Source organism: Streptomyces sp. NPDC102360, assembly GCF_044766085.1.
Classification (GTDB): Bacteria; Actinomycetota; Actinomycetes; order Streptomycetales; family Streptomycetaceae; genus Streptomyces.
On sequence record NZ_JBIWLG010000001.1, the window covers coordinates 1,555,511 to 1,573,682 of the forward strand.

16 protein-coding genes and 1 riboswitch are annotated in these 18,172 nt (G+C 71.6%); of the genes, 8 read left to right on the forward strand and 8 right to left on the reverse strand.

Annotated features, from left to right (window positions below):
• The first annotated feature begins 68 nt into the window (after positions 1 to 68).
• The 3 genes from ACIRHA_RS07095 to ACIRHA_RS07105 are packed head-to-tail and all read left to right on the forward strand — an operon-like array spanning position 69 to position 3,156.
• Positions 69 to 1,418: an MFS transporter gene (locus tag ACIRHA_RS07095; RefSeq protein WP_403840833.1), complete on the forward strand. Its 1,350-nt coding sequence runs from the start codon at positions 69 to 71 to the stop codon at positions 1,416 to 1,418.
• A 32-nt stretch (positions 1,419 to 1,450) separates the two neighbouring features.
• Positions 1,451 to 2,329, forward strand: coding sequence for a hypothetical protein (locus tag ACIRHA_RS07100; protein ID WP_403840835.1), 879 nt, complete (start codon positions 1,451 to 1,453; stop codon positions 2,327 to 2,329).
• The gene (locus tag ACIRHA_RS07105) at positions 2,326 to 3,156 is read left to right on the forward strand and encodes an HpcH/HpaI aldolase/citrate lyase family protein (RefSeq protein WP_403840838.1); all 831 of its coding nucleotides are present in this window, start codon (positions 2,326 to 2,328) and stop codon (positions 3,154 to 3,156) included. Before ACIRHA_RS07100 ends, ACIRHA_RS07105 begins: the two co-directional genes overlap by 4 nt.
• Before the next feature lies 1 nt (position 3,157).
• On the opposite strand, the gene ACIRHA_RS07110 is transcribed toward ACIRHA_RS07105, so the two are convergent.
• Positions 3,158 to 4,672, reverse strand: a complete 1,515-nt coding sequence (locus ACIRHA_RS07110) for a DUF6056 family protein (RefSeq protein ID WP_403840840.1) — start codon at positions 4,670 to 4,672, stop codon at positions 3,158 to 3,160.
• A gap of 183 nt (positions 4,673 to 4,855) precedes the next feature.
• Here ACIRHA_RS07110 and ACIRHA_RS07115 point away from each other — a divergent pair, with 183 nt between their 5' ends.
• Entirely contained in the window at positions 4,856 to 6,340 is a 1,485-nt protein-coding gene (locus ACIRHA_RS07115) for a glycosyltransferase (protein WP_403840843.1), read from the forward strand.
• Positions 6,341 to 6,368: 28 nt separating this feature from the next.
• Here ACIRHA_RS07115 and ACIRHA_RS07120 read toward each other — a convergent pair whose 3' ends face one another.
• Both ACIRHA_RS07120 and ACIRHA_RS07125 read right to left on the reverse strand, forming a co-directional pair.
• Positions 6,369 to 7,853 carry an ATP-binding protein gene (locus tag ACIRHA_RS07120; protein ID WP_403840845.1) on the reverse strand — a complete coding sequence of 495 codons (1,485 nt, stop codon included), beginning with the start codon at positions 7,851 to 7,853 and terminating at the stop codon, positions 6,369 to 6,371.
• Position 7,854: 1 nt separating this feature from the next.
• On the reverse strand, positions 7,855 to 8,532 hold the full coding sequence (locus ACIRHA_RS07125) for a response regulator transcription factor (protein WP_403842165.1): 678 nt from the start codon (positions 8,530 to 8,532) through the stop codon (positions 7,855 to 7,857).
• 248 nt (positions 8,533 to 8,780) lie between these two features.
• Between ACIRHA_RS07125 and ACIRHA_RS07130 the strand changes: the two genes are divergently transcribed.
• Together ACIRHA_RS07130 and ACIRHA_RS07135 are read left to right on the forward strand one after the other, a co-directional pair.
• Positions 8,781 to 10,076, forward strand: coding sequence for a glycosyltransferase family 4 protein (locus ACIRHA_RS07130; RefSeq protein ID WP_403840848.1), 1,296 nt, complete (start codon positions 8,781 to 8,783; stop codon positions 10,074 to 10,076).
• A gap of 301 nt (positions 10,077 to 10,377) precedes the next feature.
• Positions 10,378 to 10,905 carry a DinB family protein gene (locus tag ACIRHA_RS07135; RefSeq protein WP_403840851.1) on the forward strand — a complete coding sequence of 176 codons (528 nt, stop codon included), beginning with the start codon at positions 10,378 to 10,380 and terminating at the stop codon, positions 10,903 to 10,905.
• A 24-nt stretch (positions 10,906 to 10,929) separates the two neighbouring features.
• On the opposite strand, the gene ACIRHA_RS07140 is transcribed toward ACIRHA_RS07135, so the two are convergent.
• Positions 10,930 to 12,183, reverse strand: a complete 1,254-nt coding sequence (locus tag ACIRHA_RS07140; RefSeq protein WP_403840853.1) for an amidohydrolase — start codon at positions 12,181 to 12,183, stop codon at positions 10,930 to 10,932.
• Between the two features lie 152 nt (positions 12,184 to 12,335).
• On the opposite strand from ACIRHA_RS07140, the gene ACIRHA_RS07145 reads away from it, so the two are divergent.
• Positions 12,336 to 13,193: an alpha/beta fold hydrolase gene (locus tag ACIRHA_RS07145; protein WP_403840856.1), complete on the forward strand. Its 858-nt coding sequence runs from the start codon at positions 12,336 to 12,338 to the stop codon at positions 13,191 to 13,193.
• A gap of 11 nt (positions 13,194 to 13,204) precedes the next feature.
• Here the strand turns inward: ACIRHA_RS07145 and ACIRHA_RS07150 are convergent, their stop codons facing one another.
• From ACIRHA_RS07150 to ACIRHA_RS07165, 4 genes are all read right to left on the reverse strand, one after another.
• Positions 13,205 to 13,903 carry a haloacid dehalogenase type II gene (locus ACIRHA_RS07150; protein ID WP_403840858.1) on the reverse strand — a complete coding sequence of 233 codons (699 nt, stop codon included), beginning with the start codon at positions 13,901 to 13,903 and terminating at the stop codon, positions 13,205 to 13,207.
• Positions 13,904 to 14,070: 167 nt separating this feature from the next.
• Entirely contained in the window at positions 14,071 to 14,889 is an 819-nt protein-coding gene (locus ACIRHA_RS07155) for an ABC transporter ATP-binding protein (RefSeq protein ID WP_403840860.1), read from the reverse strand.
• Positions 14,886 to 15,953 carry a FecCD family ABC transporter permease gene (locus ACIRHA_RS07160; protein ID WP_403842168.1) on the reverse strand — a complete coding sequence of 356 codons (1,068 nt, stop codon included), beginning with the start codon at positions 15,951 to 15,953 and terminating at the stop codon, positions 14,886 to 14,888. The genes ACIRHA_RS07155 and ACIRHA_RS07160 overlap by 4 nt, the downstream gene beginning before the upstream one ends.
• A 35-nt stretch (positions 15,954 to 15,988) precedes the next feature.
• Positions 15,989 to 17,053, reverse strand: a complete 1,065-nt coding sequence (locus ACIRHA_RS07165; protein ID WP_403840863.1) for an ABC transporter substrate-binding protein — start codon at positions 17,051 to 17,053, stop codon at positions 15,989 to 15,991.
• A gap of 29 nt (positions 17,054 to 17,082) precedes the next feature.
• A riboswitch (cobalamin riboswitch) is annotated at positions 17,083 to 17,225 on the reverse strand.
• 71 nt (positions 17,226 to 17,296) lie between these two features.
• On the opposite strand from ACIRHA_RS07165, the gene ACIRHA_RS07170 reads away from it, so the two are divergent.
• Positions 17,297 to 18,004 (forward strand): hypothetical protein, encoded by a 708-nt coding sequence (locus ACIRHA_RS07170; protein ID WP_403840866.1) that lies wholly within the window; start codon positions 17,297 to 17,299, stop codon positions 18,002 to 18,004.
• Positions 18,005 to 18,172: the final 168 nt, after the last annotated feature.

Here is an 18,172-nt window from a genome sequence, read left to right on the forward strand (position 1 = left end):
TCATGATGAGTGGCGTTTTGAGCCGCCCGACCACCTCGTATCGAGCACTGAGTACGGAGACGCCACGGATGAGTCAGACAGCAGCCGCAAGCCCACCCTCCCGCGTCACCGCGAACGTCGTGCGCGGCTGTCTGGGCAACCTCATCGAGTGGTACGACTGGTTCGCCTACGCCACCTTCAGCGTCTACTTCGCCCCGGTGTTCTTCCCGGAGGGCAGCCAGACCGCCCAACTCCTGTCCACCGCCGTGGTGTTCGCGGTCGGCTTCCTGATGCGCCCGCTCGGTGGCTGGCTGCTCGGCGCCTACGCGGACCGGTTCGGCCGCCGCCGGGCGCTGACCCTCTCCGTGCTGCTGATGAGCGCCGGGTCCCTCGTCATCGCCCTGTCGCCGGGACATGATGTCATCGGCCTGTGGGCGCCCGCCCTCCTCGTCGTGGCCCGCCTGGCCCAGGGCCTGTCCGTCGGCGGCGAGTTCGGCTCCAGCGCCTCCTACCTCTCCGAGGTGGCACCGCCCGGACGGCGCGGCTTCTACTCCAGCTTCCAGTACGTGTCCATCGTGCTCGGCCAGCTCTCCGCGCTGCTCGTGGCGATCGTCCTGCAGAACGCACTCACCGAGGCCCAACTGGCGAGCTGGGGCTGGCGCATCCCCTTCGTCATCGGGGCGGTGGCCGGCCTGACCGTGATGTACCTGCGGCGCACCATGGAGGAGTCCGCACACTTCCAGAAGGAGCAGGCCCGCGCCACCGCGGGCGAACGCAAGGGACTCATCGCCCTGTTCAAGGAGTACCCGCGCCAACTCCTCGCCGTGTTCGGCCTCGCCATCGGCGGCACCGTCGCCTTCTACACGTACACCACCTATCTGCAGAAGTACCTCGTGAACACCGCGGGCATCCCCAAGTCGACCGTCACGGTCATCGGCTTCGCCGCCCTCTTCGTCTACATGCTGCTGCAACCGCTGGTCGGCGCGCTGTCCGACCGGGTGGGCCGCCGTCCCGTCATGTTCGGCTTCTCGATCGGCTGCATGGTGCTCACGGTCCCCGTGATGACCTTCCTGGGGCACACCGGCAACCCGTGGGTCGCCTTCCTCCTGATGACCCTCGCCCTCGCCTTCGTCACCGGGTACTCGGCCCTCGCCGCCATCGTCAAGGCCGAGATGTTCCCCACCAAGGTGCGCGCGCTGGGCGTCGGCCTCCCGCACGCCCTCGTCACCGCCACCTTCGGCGGACTGACCGAGCCGATCGCGCTGGCCCTCAAGCAGAACGGGCACGAGACCGTCTTCTTCTGGTACGTCACCGGATGTGTCGGCCTCACACTGCTGGCCACGCTCCTTGTGCGCGAACCGTCCCGCGACTCCCAGCTGGAGACCGAACCCGGCGCCACGGCCGCCCCCGCCAAGCCCTCCGCCACGACCCCCGCGTGACACCCGCCCCTCAACGGAAGGCAAGCCCCACCATGGAACGCGCCGCCCACACACCGTCCATCGGCTCCTACGTGGAGTCCTGGGCGCCCTCCGCGACGACGGACGAGGACATGCTGCCCCCGGGCCCGGCAGCCGCCCTCTCCGCCGTCCTCGACCTGCCCGAACCGGCCGCGAAGGCGGGTGACCCCCTGCCTCCGCTGTGGCAGTGGCTGTACTTCCTGGAGTGGCCCGCGCAGAGCGAACTCGGCCCCGACGGACACCTCGCCGACGCCCGCTTCCTGCCGCCGATCCCCGACCGGCAGCGCATGTTCGCGGGCGGCCGCGTGAGTGTCGAGGAGCCGCTGCGCCTCGGCGAACCGGCCGAACGCGTCTGCAGCCTCGCCTCCGTCACGCCCAAGAGCGGCCGCAGCGGCGAACTGCTCTTCGTCACCGAGCGCCGCGAGTTCCGGCAGGGGGGCCGCACCTGCCTCGTCGAGGAACAGGACATCGTCTACCGTTCAGGACGCAGCGCGGCGGCCGGCCACCCCGCCACGGTCGACGGCACGGCCCTCCCGCACTCCGAGGCCCCCTGGCAGCTGCGCGCCCAGCCGGACGAGCGCCAGCTGTTCCGGGTGAGCGCGCTGACCGCCAACGCCCACCGCATCCACTACGACGCCCCCTACTGCCGCGACGTCGAGGGCTACCCGGGCCTCGTCGTCCACGGCCCACTCCTCGCGCTGCTGATGCTGGACCTGGTGCGCCGCAACTCGCCGCAGCGGCAAGTGCGTTCGCTCTCCTACCGCCTGCACCGCCCCGCCTTCGCCGGCGAACACCTGCTGGCCGCCGGGACACCGGAGGGTGAGGGCGCCCGACTCGCCGTCGCCACGCACCGGGAGGCGCGGCACGCCTCCGCGGAGGTGACCTTCGTATGAGCGACGCATCCGACGACGGCCGCGAGGCGATCGCGGCCGCCCGCAGCTTCCTCTTCGTGCCCGGCGACCGCCCCGACCGCTACGCGAAGGCGCACGCCTCCGGCGCAGACCTGGTCATCATCGACCTGGAGGACGCGGTCGCCCCGGCCGACAAGGATGCGGCCCGCGGGCATGTCGCCGCCTGGCTGGCCGCGGGCCACCGGCCGGTCGTGCGCGTCAACGCCCCCGGCACTTCTTGGTCCGAGGCCGACCTGGCCATGGCGGCGGAACACGGCTGCCCGGTGATGGTGCCCAAGTCCGAGGACCCGCAGGCCCTTTCGGAGATCGCGGCGCGGACCGCCGGGCGCTGTCCGGTCATCGCCCTCATCGAGACCGCGCGCGGGGTGCTGCGCGCCCACGCGGTGAGCGAGGCGCCGGGCGTGGTGCGCCTCGCCTTCGGCAATGTGGACCTCGCCGCCGACCTCGGCGTCGCGCACGACGACCACCTCGCGCTGGCACACGCCCGTTCCCAGGTGGTGCTCGCGGCCGCGGCCGCCGGCCTGTGCCCGCCGATCGACGGAGTCACCACCGGCGTACGGGACACCGACGCCCTCGCCGCCGACGTCACGCACGGGCGCCGTCTCGGTTTCGCGGGCAAGCTGTGCATCCACCCGGCCCAACTCCCGCCCGTGGCATCGGGATTCGCACCCTCCGACGCCGAACTTGCCTGGGCGCGATCCGTACTCGCCGCGGGTGACACCGTCACCACCGTCGACGGCCAGATGGTCGACAGGCCCGTCCTGGAACGGGCCCGACGCCTCCTCGCCCAGGCCGGGCGGAGGGTCTGAGTCACGGCAGCTTGTGGGCCTGCTTGATGTGTTGCACGCCGTAGTAGGTGGCAATGCAGGAAGCGGGCCACTTCGCCTTCCCGCCGTGGCGGAACGGCTCGGTCATCCTGCTCTGGGGGAGTCGTTTGTACGGCAGGACCTGGGCGCCGGCCGCGGCCTGAGCGCGCATCCAGCGGTCCTGGCGGTCCCAGTCGTGGGCGTGCGCCTGCATGGTGGACCCGAGGCCCGCGAGTGACGCCGTCAGGGCGACGCACACGACGGCGTACAGCACGCCCCCGGCGGCCAGGGCCGGCGCCGTCCGCCGCACTCGGCCCCGCACCGCGTGCCCGGCGAGGGCGCCGGCGAAGACGAGGAGCAGGAGGTACAGCAGCAGGTAGTCGTTCCACAGGCGGGTCGACGACACCACGTGGTGCTTGAACACGGGGTACGTGATGACCGTGCACACGTAGCCGGAGACGAGCAGCGCGCCGGCACCCGCGGCCAGGACCGGCACCTGCCTCCGCACGGGCGGGACCCGGCCCATGACGCCGGGGGACACCATGCCCAGGACGACACCCACCACGACCGCTCCCAGGTACCACCAGGTCGTGAGCACCGTGGCGGCGATCTCGGCGAAGCCGTGCAGGGCGCCCAGCAGTGAGTCGGGGGTGAACATCGTCGACGCGTGCTTGCGCTCGCGGCGGCGCGTGGCGCCGGGGGAGGTGTAGAGGATCAGCGTGCCGAGCACGATGCTCGCGATGCCGGCCGTGCAGCACAGGCGCAGGAACCGCCGCCGTGCTCCAGGGAAGACGCGTCCGCTGATCAGCAGCGTGCACGCCAGGGCGGTCACGGCGACGACGCTCGTCTCCTCCGACACGAGCCCCAGGGACACCCCCGCGAGGACGACGGTGCCCAGCGCGAGGAGCTTGCCCCGCCGCGAGGCCGCCAGCAGCACGGGGACGGCCGCCGCGCAGGCGAACACCGGGGGCAGCGTGTGCGAGACGGAGGCGGCCGGCCAGTAGAACGTCTTGTAGGTGTTGGGGGAGCCGAAGAGGAACAAGGCGGTCACCATGGCCGCCACCAGAAGCGGGACACCCCGGGGGACCCGCAGCCGTGTGGCGCGCAGCACGGCTGCCGTGAAGGCCCACAGGAGCGCGAGGACGAGCACGCCACTGACCGGAGCGAACCACCGCTGGCCCGTCTCGCCGAAGCGCGCATACGCCCACACCAGCACGGCGTTGACGATCCGACCGTTGTCGTGGAGGTAGAACTTCCCCACTATGGCGGGCAGTCCGCCGTCGTGGACCACCGGCAGGAAGCACCAGTCGTCCCCGCCGGTGCGCACCAGGCGTGCGTTCCACGCGGCGTAGCCGAGCACGGCGAGCGGCAGCACGGCGAGCAGCCCCAGCGGTGCGGCCGTCCGCCACCATGCCGTCCGTGACTCCGGAGCGACAGCGGCACGCTCGTCTCGAACAGCCTTCTCCGGTGCGTGCACCACAGGCCGCCCCTTCTCGGTCGGTGCCGGGAAATCTTCCACGGCACGAAAATACGGTTTGCACTGTGCTGACGTTCGGTTTCTCCGGTGCGCCTGATCGAAAGATAACGCGGTACGGGTTGCTCCCGGCGCGTTCGGCCTGCCTTCTTACCGTTGTCTTGACCTGATGGGTCATGGTGGTGGCCGTAGTCGCAAATGCTGGTCTCACACCTGCCGGGGTGGCGAATGGAAGCGTGTCGGATCTCAGTTGTAGTGCCGTGCTTCAATGAGGAAGAAGTGATCAACACATTCCACTGTGCGTTGATGGAAGTCCTGGAAGGAACGGGGAGCTCCTTCGAGATCTGTTACGTCGACGACGGGAGCCGCGACACCACCCGTACTCAACTGCGCGCCCTGGCCGCCGAGGACCATCGCGTCCGCTACACATCTTTCAGCCGGAATTTCGGCAAGGAAGCGGCCATGCTCGCGGGGCTGCGCATGTCACGCGGTGCCGCCGTGGCCCTCATGGACGCCGATCTGCAGCACCCTCCGGGGCTTCTCCACCGGATGCTGGAACTGCGCCGGCACGGCTACGACCAGGTCGTGGCCCGCCGGGACCGGTCCGGCGAGGGGCTGCTGCGGAGGACCGTCAGCTCGGCGTACTACCAGGCCATGGGGCGTTGCATGGACGTCGATGTCGTCGACGGGGAAGGGGACTTCCGGCTGCTGTCCCGCCGTGCGGTCGACGCGGTCCTCGCCCTTCCGGAGGCCAACCGGTTCTCCAAGGGAATCTTCTCCTGGATCGGCTTCGACACCGTCAGTTTCACCTACCACAATGTCAACCGCGCCGCGGGCCGGTCGAAATGGGGCGGACGGCGCCTCCTCAACTACGGGATCGACGGACTGATCTCCTTCAACAGTCGTCCGCTGCGCCTGGTCATCTATGTGGGACTCGGCCTGGCTTTCGCCGCGTTCGCGTACGCACTGTGGATCGCCGTCAATGTGGTCAGGCACGGAGTGGACGTCCCCGGATTCGCCACGCTGCTGATCGCCATCGTGGCCCTCGGCGGAATCCAACTCGCCACGCTCGGCGTCATCGGTGAATACGTGGGCCGGATCTACGGAGAAACAAAACGCCGCCCGCCCTATGTGGTGCGCGAGACGGACGAGAACTCGCGCGGCGGCAGTACCGTGCCCGCCCCCGGAAGCGAAATCCCGCTCACCGTGGACGCGATCGTGCGCCCGAAGGAGCAGGTTCGGTCATCGGCCGGGCTGCGCACCTTCCGGCAGTTCGTCGTCTTCGGCCTGATCGGAATCGTCAACACCGCCGTGTACATGGCCGTGTACGTGTCACTCAACCGCCTGATCCCGTATCTGGTCGCGCACGTCATCGGGTTCACGGTCAGCGTCGTCGGTTCCTTCCTGCTGAACAGCTACATCACCTGCCGCACGAAGCCGACCTGGCGGGGCTTCTTCCGTTTCCCCCTGTCGAGCCTCGTGAACATGGTGTTCAGCGGAGCGCTCCTCTACCTCGGCGTGCACTCCCTGGGAACGGACAAGAACATCACGGCGCTGGTCGCAGGCGTACTGGCCACACCCCTCTCGTTCGTGATCGCCCGGTGGGCCATCGACTCCGGCAGCGCACCCGCCCGACAGCAGGAGCCCAACTGGGCGCCGATCGCGGAGAGTTCGTCCGAACCGCTGAGGCAGAAGGAGCACCAAAGCCTGTGACCCGCGGGGCGGCGCGCCGCCCCGCGACTCAGTCCGGGGCCGCCTCTCGGGCGGTGAAGCCGATCACCGCGCCGCCGCCGTCCCGCCGCGCCGCGAACGGCACCCCGCCGTGGGCCGCCGCCACCTCCCGCACGATGGAGAGCCCGAGCCCCGAGCCGGGGCGGCTGCGCGCGGCCGGGGCCCGGTAGAAGCGGTCGAAGATGCGCTCCGTGTCGACCTCGGCGAGACCGGGGCCCCGGTCGAGGACCTCCATCCGGACACCGGCCCCCGGCATGCGGGTGACGGTGATCTCGACGGGGGCCGTGCCGTCGGCGTCGAACTTGGCGGCGTTCTCCACCAGGTTGGTCAGGGCGCGCTGCAACTGGGCGGGGCGACCCGTGATCGTGGTGTCCGGATCGGCGCGGACCGTGACCGTGCGGCCGGTGCGGCGGCGGGCCAGGACCGCGACGTCCTCGGCGATCTCGCCGAGAGATACCTCGGCGGGCGGCTCGTCGTCCTGGTGGCCAGCCGCGAGGTCCACCAACTCGTTGACCAGATCGGTCAGTTCGCGGGACTCGTCGCTGAGGTCGGCCACCAACTCGTCGCGGGACGCGGGCGGGAGCTCGTCGATTCGGCGCAGCAGGGAGATGTTCGTCCGCAGCGAGGTGAGCGGTGTGCGCAGTTCGTGGCCGGCGTCCTGGGCCAGGCGGCGCTGGTCGTCCTTGGAGCGGGCGAGCCGGCCGAGCATCCGGTCGAAGGAGCGGCCCAGGCTGCCCACCTCGTCCCTGCCGGTCACCGGCACCGCGACGTCCAGGCGCCCGGTCGACGCCACGCGCTCGGCGGTCTCGGCGAGGCGCACGAGGCGCGAGGTGATGCGGCGCGCCAGCCACCAACCGAACAGGCCCGCCGCGAGGACGACGGCGGCGGCGAACAGCAGCGTGCGCTTCTGCAGCTCCCGCAGCAGGTCCTCGGTGTCGCTGAACTCCTGCGCCACCTGCACCGCGCCGCGCCCGTCACCGAGGGCGACCGTCGCCATCCGGTACTCGTCGCCGCCGACCGGCACGTCGTCGTCCGCGACGTGGGTGCCCGCGGTGTCCGCGTCGGCGACCCGGCGGGCGTCGGAGTCGACCGGGAGCGGTGGACTGCCCTTGTCGATCATCGTGCCGCCGGGGCCGAGGATCTGGACGTCGGTGCCGACGGGGCGGGTCAGGTCGTCGCGGGGGCCGTCGTGGTCCGGGTCGGCGGAGGTGAAGTCGCCGGGGGTGAGGTCCTGCTGACGCACCTGGGAGCGCAGATCGTGCACGACCTCGTCGAACACGGCCTCCTGGTCGACGCGGACGAGCCGGGCGGCGGAGTCGTAGGACAGGACGCCGACCAGCGCGGTGACACCGGCCGCGACCAGGGCGAACGCTATGGCGAGCGTCGTGCGCAGGCTGCGGGCCCGCCACCGCTTCTCGGGCCGCCGGCCCCCGGGCACAGCTCTCTCCCCGGTGCCTGTGGTCTCCCGTTCCCCGGTGCCTGTGCGCTCCCGCATCTCACCCCTCCCGCAGGACGTATCCGACGCCCCGGACGGTGTGGATGAGGGGCGGGCCATCGGGTTCTTCGACCTTGCGGCGCAGGTAGCCGACGTAGACGGCGAGATTCTTGGATCCGGGCCCGAAGTCGTAGCCCCAGATCCGGTCGTAGATGGTGGCGTGGTCGAGGACGATGCCGCTGTTGCGGGCGAGGAGTTCGAGGAGGTCGAACTCGGTGCGGGTGAGTTCGAGTTCGCGGCTGCCGCGCCAGGCACGTCGCGCGGCCGGATCGATGCGTAGGTCGGCGGCGGTGATCCGGTGGTCGGCCGGTTCGTCGGGGGCGGGCGCGGTGCGGCGCAGGAGGGCGCGCAGGCGGGCGAATACCTCTTCGACGTCGAAGGGCTTGGCGACGTAGTCGTCCGCACCGGCGTCGAGTCCGGCGATCCGGTCGGGGGTCTCGACGAGAGCGGTGAGCATGAGGATCGGTGTGCGGTCGCCCTCGGCGCGCAGTACGCGGCAGACCTGGAGGCCGTCGATGCCGGGCATCATCACGTCCAGGACGAGGATGTCGGGGCGGGCGCGGTGTGCGGCGGCCAGGGCCTCGACGCCGTCGGCGACGGCGGTGACGGTGTAGCCCTCCAGGGTCAGGGCGCGTTCGAGGGCGTGCCGGATCGCCCGGTCGTCCTCGGCGAGCAGCACCGCGGGCGTGACGGACGCATCGGACGGCCGGGCGGCTGGTGGAACGGTTTGTGGCGACACATGGCCCAGTCTGCCCTCGTGGCCTGCCCGGATCGACCGCTCGGCCGCCGACCGGAGGGCTTCTTACCCGCCTCTCACCGGCGAGGGGCGGCTCCCTTACCCGCGCCGCGCAGGCTGTCACCGATGTCGAGGGACATCGGGAGCCGTACGGGCCCGCACCGTGCGCCCGCCGAGGAAGGCATTTGCACATGAAGATCGCGTTCCTGCTGCACAACGCGTACGCCATAGGCGGAACGGTGCGCACCACGCTCAACCTCGCCGCCGCGCTCGCCGAGCACGGCGGCCACGAGGTGGAGATCGTCTCGATGTCCCGGCACCGGGCGAACCCCCGCTTCGCGCTCGACCCCCGGATCACCCTCGTACCGCTGGTGGACACGCGCGCGGACAGCGAGGACACCCGACTGGCCGCCTCCGGCAGCCCTGCGCGGGACTTCCCGGCCGCCGAGAAGCGTCACAAGCAGTACACGCTCCTGCACGACCAGCGCGCACGGGAGTACCTGGAGCGGCACTGCGACGCGGATGTCGTCATCGGCACCCGGCCCGGCATCAACGTGTACCTGTCCCTGTGGGGCCCGAAGCGTGCGCTGCGGATCGCACAGGAACACCTCCGGCACGACGCGCACAGCAAGAAGCTGCGGGCCGTGCTGCGCCACCACTACCGCTCGCTCGACGCGGTGGTGACGATGACGGAGGCGGACGCGCGGGTGTACCGGGAGCGGATGCCGCTGCCCGGTGTCGGCGTGCGATGCGTGCCGAACATCGTGCCGTCGGTGCCCGGGCCGGCCCCGGACGGCACGTCGAAGGTGATCGCGGCGGCGGGCCGGCTGGCGCCGGGCAAGCGCTACGACCTGCTCCTCGAGGCCTTCGCCGAGGTGTCGGCGCAGGCGCCCGACTGGGAGCTGCGGATCTACGGCGCCGGGGGAGAGGAGCAGCGGCTGCGCGAACTGGTCGCGGCCCTCGGGCTCGGCGGCCGGGCCCGCCTGATGGGCGCCGTCGCGCCGATAGAGCCCGAGTTCGCCCGTGCCTCGCTGGTGGTCAGCGCCTCGGACGCGGAGTCCTTCGGGATGACGCTCGTCGAGGCCATGCGCTGCGGCGTCCCCGTCGTCTCCACGGACGCGCCGCTTGGCCCCGCCGAGATCATCACGGACGGCGTCGACGGGCGGCTCGTCCCGGTCGGCGACGCGCGGGCGCTCGCCGCGGCCACGCTCGACCTGATCGGGGACGAGGCGGGCCGCAAGGAAATGAGCGCCGCTGCCATGGACTCCGCGCACCGCTACGACCCCGAGCCGGTCGTGGCACGCTACGACACCCTCTTCGAGGACCTGCGTGCCTCCCGGCGCACCCGTGCCTGGCAGCAGTTCACCGCGCGTACGGCCAACTGGGCGCGCAGAAAGGCCCGTTCGATGCGTGCCGCGTCGTCCCGCACCGACGGCGGAAGCCGTCACGCCGGCGCCCAGGGGGCCGCGCGGCCCCGACTGCCCTAGAACGCCTCGGACTTCCTCCGAGCTGCTCGCTCCATTTGGCCCGCCCTCCCCCGCGTGCCGGTGGACGCGAGCATGCGCGGGGCGGGTGATCGGCCGACCTGTCGGTGGCGGCCCGTCACCCGCCCCGCACCCCGGTCCGGGCACCGAATGGGGCTCCTCGGCCGCCGACTGCCGAGGAGCCCCTTTTGGGGACAGCGCCGAGAGGCCGGTGGGTGTTACACGCACGCGGCGCACGCCCGCTCCCGCGCCTGGCCGAAAACCCGAAGACGTCCGGGGGCGGTGCACGCTAGCGTCGACGGGCATGGCCCCTTCACTTGAACGCCCTCCGTTCCAGGCCGACGAGCGCACGGCGCTCATCGGATGGCTGGACCTCCAGCGGCAAATCCTGCGATGGAAGTGCGCGGGACTGAGCGAGGAGGACGCGCGCCGCGCCGTCGTCCCGACATCGCCGGCCATGACGATGGCCGGTCTCGTCAGCCACATGCGCTGGGTCGAACACACCTGGCTGGAGGTGCTGTTCCTCGGCGGCGACGAGACCGTGAATCCGGCCTTCGGCGAGTCGGACGACGAGGATGACGAGGACGCCGACTGGCGCACCGACGGCGTCACCCTCGAACAACTGCTGGTCGACTACGAGCTCCAGTGCGCCCGCAGCAACGAGATCGTGGCCACGGCCTCCCTCGACGCCACCGGCCGCCACCCCAAGTACGGCGACGGCAAGGTCGACCTCCGCTGGATGCTCATCCACCTCATCGAGGAGACCGGCCGGCACGCGGGCCACGCGGACATCGTGCGGGAACTGATCGACGGGTCGAAGGGGTACTACTAGCGAGGCCCGCCCGGGTCCGTCGTGTCACGGCGTGGCCAGCCAGGTCAGCGCCGCGACCGTGAGCGCCTCCACGCCCGTGCTCAGGGTCGGTTCGAGCACGGGGGCGAAGTGCGGGGAGTGGTTGGCCGGCAGGTCGTCGAGCCGGCCGGACTGCAGCGCGGCCAGGGCGGTCTCGGCTTCGAGGCCGCCCCAGAACCAGAAGACGGTCGGCACTCCGATCGCCTCGCCGAACACCCCCACGTCCTCGCTGGCGCTGACCGGCGGCAGCGGGAAGAGGCGCTGCTCGCCGAAGTGGCCGACGAAGGCCGCCAGCGTGGTGGCGGTGGCATCCGGGTCGCTGACCAGGGCGGGAACGCTGATGGTCCAGTCGAGGTCGGGATCGCGCGTGGCACCGCCCGCCGCGGCCTCGGCGCGGACGACGCGTTCGGTCGCTGAGCGCAGGAGCTCGCGGGTGGCCGCCGTCGTGGAGCGGATGTTGATGCCCAGCTCGGCGTCGTCGGGAATGATGTTGTCCTTGGTGCCGGCCTGCAGTCGGCCCACCGTGACGACCGCCGTCTCGGCCGGGGGCACCTCGCGGGCGACGACACCCTGCAACCGGGTCACGACATGCGCGGCCATCAGGACCGGGTCGATGGCGGCCTCCGGGCGTGAGCCGTGCCCGCCGCGACCGTGCAAGGTGACATCGAGCGAATCCGAGGCGGCCATCACCGGACCGCTGCCGTGGCCGATGAACCCGGCGGGCAGCGGCCCCACATGCTGACCCAGGACGACCTCCGGCGTGGGGAAACGCTCGAACAGCCCGTCGTCGATCATGCCCTGGGCGCCGCACCCCAGCTCCTCCGCGGGCTGGAGGACCAGCAGCACCGTGCCCCGCCACTGATCGCGGGTCCCGGCCAGCAGGCTCGCCGCCCCGACCAGACAGGCCGCGTGCATGTCGTGCCCGCACGCGTGCATCACCGGCACGTCCTTGCCCTCGCGGTCCACACCGCGGGCGACACTGGCGTAGGGGAGCCCGGTCTTCTCCTCCACCGGAAGCGCGTCGAAGTCCGCGCGCAGCATGACCACCGGGCCTTCGCCGTTGCGCAGCACGCCGACCACGCCGGTCGTCCCGACGTGTTCGACGACCTCGTCGACGCCCGCGGCCCGCAGACGCCGCGCGAGCAGCTCGGCCGACCGCTTCTCCTGAAGGGACAGTTCCGGGTGCTCGTGCAGGTCCCGGTAGAGATCCGCCAGGTCGTCCCGAATTCCGTCAAGCCCTGCGACAACCGCGTGCGTCATGATCCAACCTCTCCGCTTCGTATGGTCGGTTCAGTGTCACCCAAGGGTTCATTGGGGGAGGGTGGCGCGGGGCCGTGTCGCTCCTTGCGCCGCTCGGAGCGGGCTGCGAAATGGGGTGGCCCCGTTCCGACGCGGCGTGCGAGGGTCCTGGCATGCCGAACGAGTTCCAGTCGCCCGAGTCCCTCTTCGGGCCAGTCGTGTCACTTGAGTCCGTCGACGGGACGGCCATCGCCTACCGGCAGTTCGGCGCCGGTCCACCGGTCGTCATGGTCCACGGCTCCGGCGGCGGGCTGCACTCCTGGGAGCCGGTGGCCGAACTCCTCGCGGACCGCTACGAGGTGTGGACGCCCGTGCGCCGCGGCTACGCCCCGAGTGGACCGGGCCGCTCACCCAAGAGCTTCGCCGACGAAGTGGCGGATCTCGACGCACTCATCACCAAGATCGGCCGCCCCGTGCACGTGGTCGGCATGTCCTACGGCGCCAACGTCGCTCTGCACGCGGCGGCGGCCGGTCTGCCGGTTCGCTCACTGGTGTTGTGGGAGCCGCCGCTGTACGCGGTGGGCGCCGAACTGGCCCCCGTACTGGCGGAGTTCCAGAAGCTGACCGCGCGGGGCGACCGGCGGCGCGCCGACCGCCTGCTGGCCGAGAAGGTGGCCCGGGTCCCGGCAGCGCTCCTTGACCTGATGGAGCCGGGCGACACCGACGACCCCGGAGACACCCCCGACACCGAACCGGACGCCGGACCCGATGACGCGCCCGGCTGGTGTCGCGACCTCGAATCGCTGATCGCCGACTCGCCGGACGTGGAGCGCTGGTCAGATGTCACCGCCCCGACCCTGCTGATGAGAGGCGCCGACACCTGGCAGCCGATGCCGGCGGCCCTCGACCGGCTCGCTGCCGCGCTGCCCCACGTCACGTACACAGCGCTCCCCGGCCAGACGCACTTCGCGCCGTCGCTCGTCCCCGACACCGTGGCGGCGCAGATCGCCGATTTCCTGGCACACATCTGAAGTCGGGCCTCTCACGCCCCGATCTGGGCGGCGAGCCCGGTCAGGTCGTCGGCGTACAGGTCGAACCGGTCCGAGGCGACGGGCGGGTCACCGACCGGGCGGGCGATGTAGGCGGTGCGCAGGCCGAGGGCCTGGGCCGCGCGCAGGTCCCAGGCGTGGGCGGCGACCATCAGCAGCCGCTCCGGCGGTCGTCCGGCCACGGCGACCGCCAACTGGTAGACCGCCGGATCCGGCTTGTAGGTCCGGACGTCCTCGGCGGACAACGCCTGGTGCCAGCGCAGTCCCGCGTGCGCGTTGAGGCCGAGGAGCGCCGTCCGGCTCGCGTTGGAGAGCCCGATCAACGGGAACCGCTGGGCGAGCCGGTCGAGCCCTGCCACCGTGTCCGGCCACGGCGGAAGCCTGCGCCCGGCCAGGGCCAACTGGGCCACCGCGGCCGGATCGTCGACCCCGGCGGCATCGGCGACGAGCCGGGCGGCCTCCAGATCGAGGACGTCGCTCGCGAGGTAGGCCCTGTCACCGTCGAGTACGCGCTGCTGCTCGCGCTCGATGTGCTGTTGCCACAGCGCGAGGAGCTTGTCGACCTCGGCCTCGGAATCGGAGTCGGCCAGTGCTGGGACGAGTTGGCGAATGCCGGCGCGGATTCCGGCGGGCTCGTCGACGAGCGTGCCCAGCACGTCGAACACGAGGGCGTCGATCTCTGGCTCTGACATGAGGGCTGTCTCCCGGTCGAAGCGGTCCATTCAAGCCCCTGCGGCGATTGAGCAGCTGGGTCCGGGGCGGAGCCCCGAGCAGTTGAAGCAGGGGCCTATTGCCTACGGCTGACGATTGATCCAACGCCGCCGGCACCCACGCGGATTCCCGCACCGCACGGGCCGCCCTATCGAAAGCCCCCGCCAGACTCGCCGGCCCCGTCGGCACCGTCGGCCTTCGGCAGATACGTCACCTGCGGCCGACGTGTTCGCGGGTGGACGGCGACCTCGGCGGACACCTCGTAGACCTCGGAGAGGAGTTGCGGAGTGAGTACGTCGCCCGGTGGGCCCGAGGCGACGACCTCGCCTCCCCGCAGCACGTACAAACGGTCGCAGTAGTGGGCCGCCAGGTTGAGGTCGTGGAGAGCCACCAGGACCGTGGCGGGCAGGCGGCGCAGGGCCGAGAGGATCTCCAACTGGTGGCGGATGTCAAGGTGGTTGGTGGGTTCGTCCAGGACGAGCAGGGACGGTTGCTGGGCCAGGGCGCGGGCGATGAGGACGCGTTGGCGTTCGCCGCCGGAGAGGTGGTCGAAGGGGCGGTGGGCGAGGTCGGCCGCGTCGACGGAGGTGAGGGCGGCCTCGATCAGGCCGGCGTCCTCGGCCGTGTCGCCCGCCAGCAGGCGCTTGTGCGGGGCACGGCCCATCGCGACGACCTCGCCCACCGTCAGCTCCACGTCGGCCCCCGCGTCCTGCACGACGGCGGCGACGGTACGGGCCAGCCGGCGCACCGGAAGCGACCACGCGTCGGCGCCGTCCACGCGTACGGTCCCCGCGTCCGGGCGCAGTACGCGGTAGACGGCCCGCAGAAGCGTGGACTTGCCGCTGCCGTTGGGGCCGACGAGGCCGATGGTCTCGCCGGGCCGGGCGGTCAACGAGACGTCGTCGACCAGTCGTTGGGCGCCCGCCGTGAGTGTCAGATTCTCGATGTGGAGATCGGCGGCCGTCATCCGGCACCTCCCGCGTTCTTGCGCCGGGCGTCCCGTCGCATCAGCCACAGGAAGAACGGGCCGCCGCACAGCGCCGTCAGCACACCGACCGGGATCTCCATCGGAGCGGCGACCGTCCGCGCCGCGATGTCCGCCCACACGAGGAACACCGCGCCGCCGAGAGCCGCCGTCGGCAACACCCGCCGGTGGTCGCCGCCGACGAGCAGGCGCACGATGTGCGGCAGCATCAGACCGACGAAGCCGATCGGCCCGGCCGCCGCGACCAGCACACCGGTGACGAGCGAGACCAGCACGAACATGCGGGCGCGGAAGCGGGACACGTCCAGGCCCATCGTCGTGGCGGCCTCCTCGCCCGCGAGCAGCAGGTTCAGGTTCGGCGCCTGCACCATGAGGACACCGATTCCCAGGAGCAGGGCCAACCCCGGCAGCCACAGCGAGTTCCAGGACACGCCGCCGAGTCCGCCCAGCGTCCAGGCGAGGACCGTACGTGCCTCGTTGCCGCGGTCCGTGGTGAGCAGCAGCAGGTTGAGCAGCGCGCTGAGAATCGACGCGACCGCCACACCGGACAGGATCAGGCGACTGGACGTGATGCGTCCGCCGGTGCGCGCCGTGGCGTAGACGAGGAGGAGCGCGCCGAGTGCGCCCGCGAACGCGGCCGCCGACAGTGACATGGCCCCGAACACGCCGACCCCGAACACGAGGACCGCGACCGCGCCGAGCGAGGCGCCGGAGGAGACACCGAGGAGGTACGGCTCGGCGAGCGGGTTGCGCACCAGGGCTTGGAGAGCGGTGCCGACGACCGCGAGTCCGGCCCCGGTCACCGCGCCGAGCAGGACACGCGGCGCCCGCACGTCGAGCACGATCGTCTCCCGCGCCCGCGACCAGTCCGCGTCGCCCCACCAGTCGGCGCCCAGTGTGTGCGTCACGATGCCCCACACCTGACCGGGTGGCACATGCACCGAGCCGATGGCGAGTCCGGCAGTGAGGGAGACGACGAGCAGCGCGGTGAGCAGGACCAGGGCGGCGGTCAGGCGTGCCCCCTGTCCCGTGTGCCGTTGCCGCACGCCCGTCGGTCGCCTGTCGACCACGACGGGCGCCGTCACTTGAAGCTCTCCGGATGCAGCCCGCGCGCCAGACCCTCCGCCGCGTACGCCGACCGCACACCGACCAGCGTCGCGGTCAACGGCAGCACGACGAACCGCTTGTGCTTGATGGCGGGGACGTCGGCGAGCGCGGGCTGCGAGAGCAGGTACCGCTTCTTCTGCTCGACGCTCTTGTCGCCCGCGTAGTCGTAGATCGCGATGACCTCGGGCCTGCGGTCGACGACCTGCTCCCAGGAGACATCGCCGAACACATCGTCCAGATCGGCGAACACATTGCGGCCGCCGGCCTGGTGGATCAGCTGCGTGCCCAGGCCCTTGCCGCCGGCGGTGAAGGCGGACTTGTCACCGCTGTCGTACACGAACACCGGGACGTCCGGCTCGCCCTGAACGGCGGCGCTCGCCTTGGCGACCCGCCCACGGAGATCGGAGACGAGGGCGTCGGCGCGCTCGGAGACCCCGAAGATCTTGCCGATGGTGCGTATCTCGGCGTAGGTGTCCCGCATCGTCACGTTCTTCGCGCCGCAGTACTCGCGGTTGAGATACGTGTCGATGCCCGCGTCGGCGAACGCCTTGCGCGAGCGGCCCTCCTTCTCGTCGAACGCGCTGGAGTAGCCGCCGTAGACGAAGTCGGGTTCGGCTTCGAGGACCTTCTCGAACGACGGCGCCCTCGCGGACAGTTGGGGAACCGACGCGTAGTCCTTGCGCAGGCTCGGCAGGACGGCCGAGTCGGGGAACGCCGTGCCGACCATGCGGTCCTTCAGGCCGAGGGAGAGCATGAGTTCGGCCGGGTGCTGATGGATGGTCACCACGCGCGAGGGCGGCTTCTCGTACGTCGTCCTGACGCCGCAGTTGTCGATGGTGACGGGGAAGCCCTTGGCGGTCGACGACCGCGGGCCGTCGGCGCGCTCGGCGGCCGAAGTCGCCGAGCCGGACGGGCCGCAGCCGGCAGTGAGCACCGTCGCCGACAGTGAGGCGAAGGTGGCCGCGACGCGCACGGCGAAGCGCCGTCGTCGCACACGGGCGAGGGGAAGGGCATGGGGACGGTACAGACCGTCGTACACGTGAAGCCTCCTACGGAGTCCGCGCTCCTCGGAACAAGCCCGCGACGGGCCAGTGACCTGACTCCCGGGCGGCGCTGACGCGCGCTGCCCGGTCACAGTGGCGGGACCGTGCCGGATTCGCACCGGCTTCCTGTCTCCCGTCGCGGCGATGACCTGGCGATCCTACGCTGCTGCCACGCTGCGCACGCCGGGTTGCGAACCCACCGGCGATCACTGGGCCATGGATGCCAAGATGGACCGGCCATGACTACAGGCTGGAACGCCCGCGCCGGACGGGCCGCGGTGTTCGCGGCCGTCTGCGTGCTGCTCACGGCGCTCGCGCACACGCTCATGTCCGGTGACACCGTGCCGTGGTGGGCGTTGACCGCCGGTCTCGTGGCCATCGGTGGAGCGGCTTGTGTGCCGGCCGGGCGTGAGCGTGGACTCCTGCCGGTCGTGGGCCTGGCCGTGGTGGCACAGGCGGCACTTCACCTGTTCTTCTCGTGGGCGCAGGTCCTCACGCACCCGGCGGAGTCGGGCGGTTCCCTCGCGGGCCAGTGGCTGGACCATGTGATGTGCCGTGTACCCAGGGCCTCCATGTCGGCCGATCCCATGGGCGGCATGAGTGGCATGCACGGCATGGCAGGCATGGCACACATGCCGGCCGAGATGGAGCCGCCCGCTCATGACATGGGCGGCATCTCGCCGTCCGGCATGCTCGTGGCCCACCTGCTGGCCGCCGTGCTGAGCGGCCTCTGGCTCGCGGGCGGCGAGCAGGCCGCGTTCCGCATCGCGAGGTCCGTCGTCGGACGGCTCATCGCACCCCTGAAGCTCCCGTTCCGCCTCCCGACTCCGCCGCACCGGCCGCGGATCCGGCTCCGCCGCGAGCGGGACGACCGCACCCCGCGCGCCCTCCTCCTCGCGGACACCATCACCTCCCGGGGCCCACCCGCAGGGGACGCTGTCGCCTGACGACAGCCGGTTCACCCGAGGCTGCGCCGCACCCTCGGGCGTCGGCCGTGCGCACACCCCTGGCGGGCCGCACGGCCGAGCCCCCCCATGCACCGCACCGGATCCCGAGGCGCACAGGCCCGCGAGGGCCGCGCCCGGACCCCGTGCTGCCCGAAACCGGAGAACCAC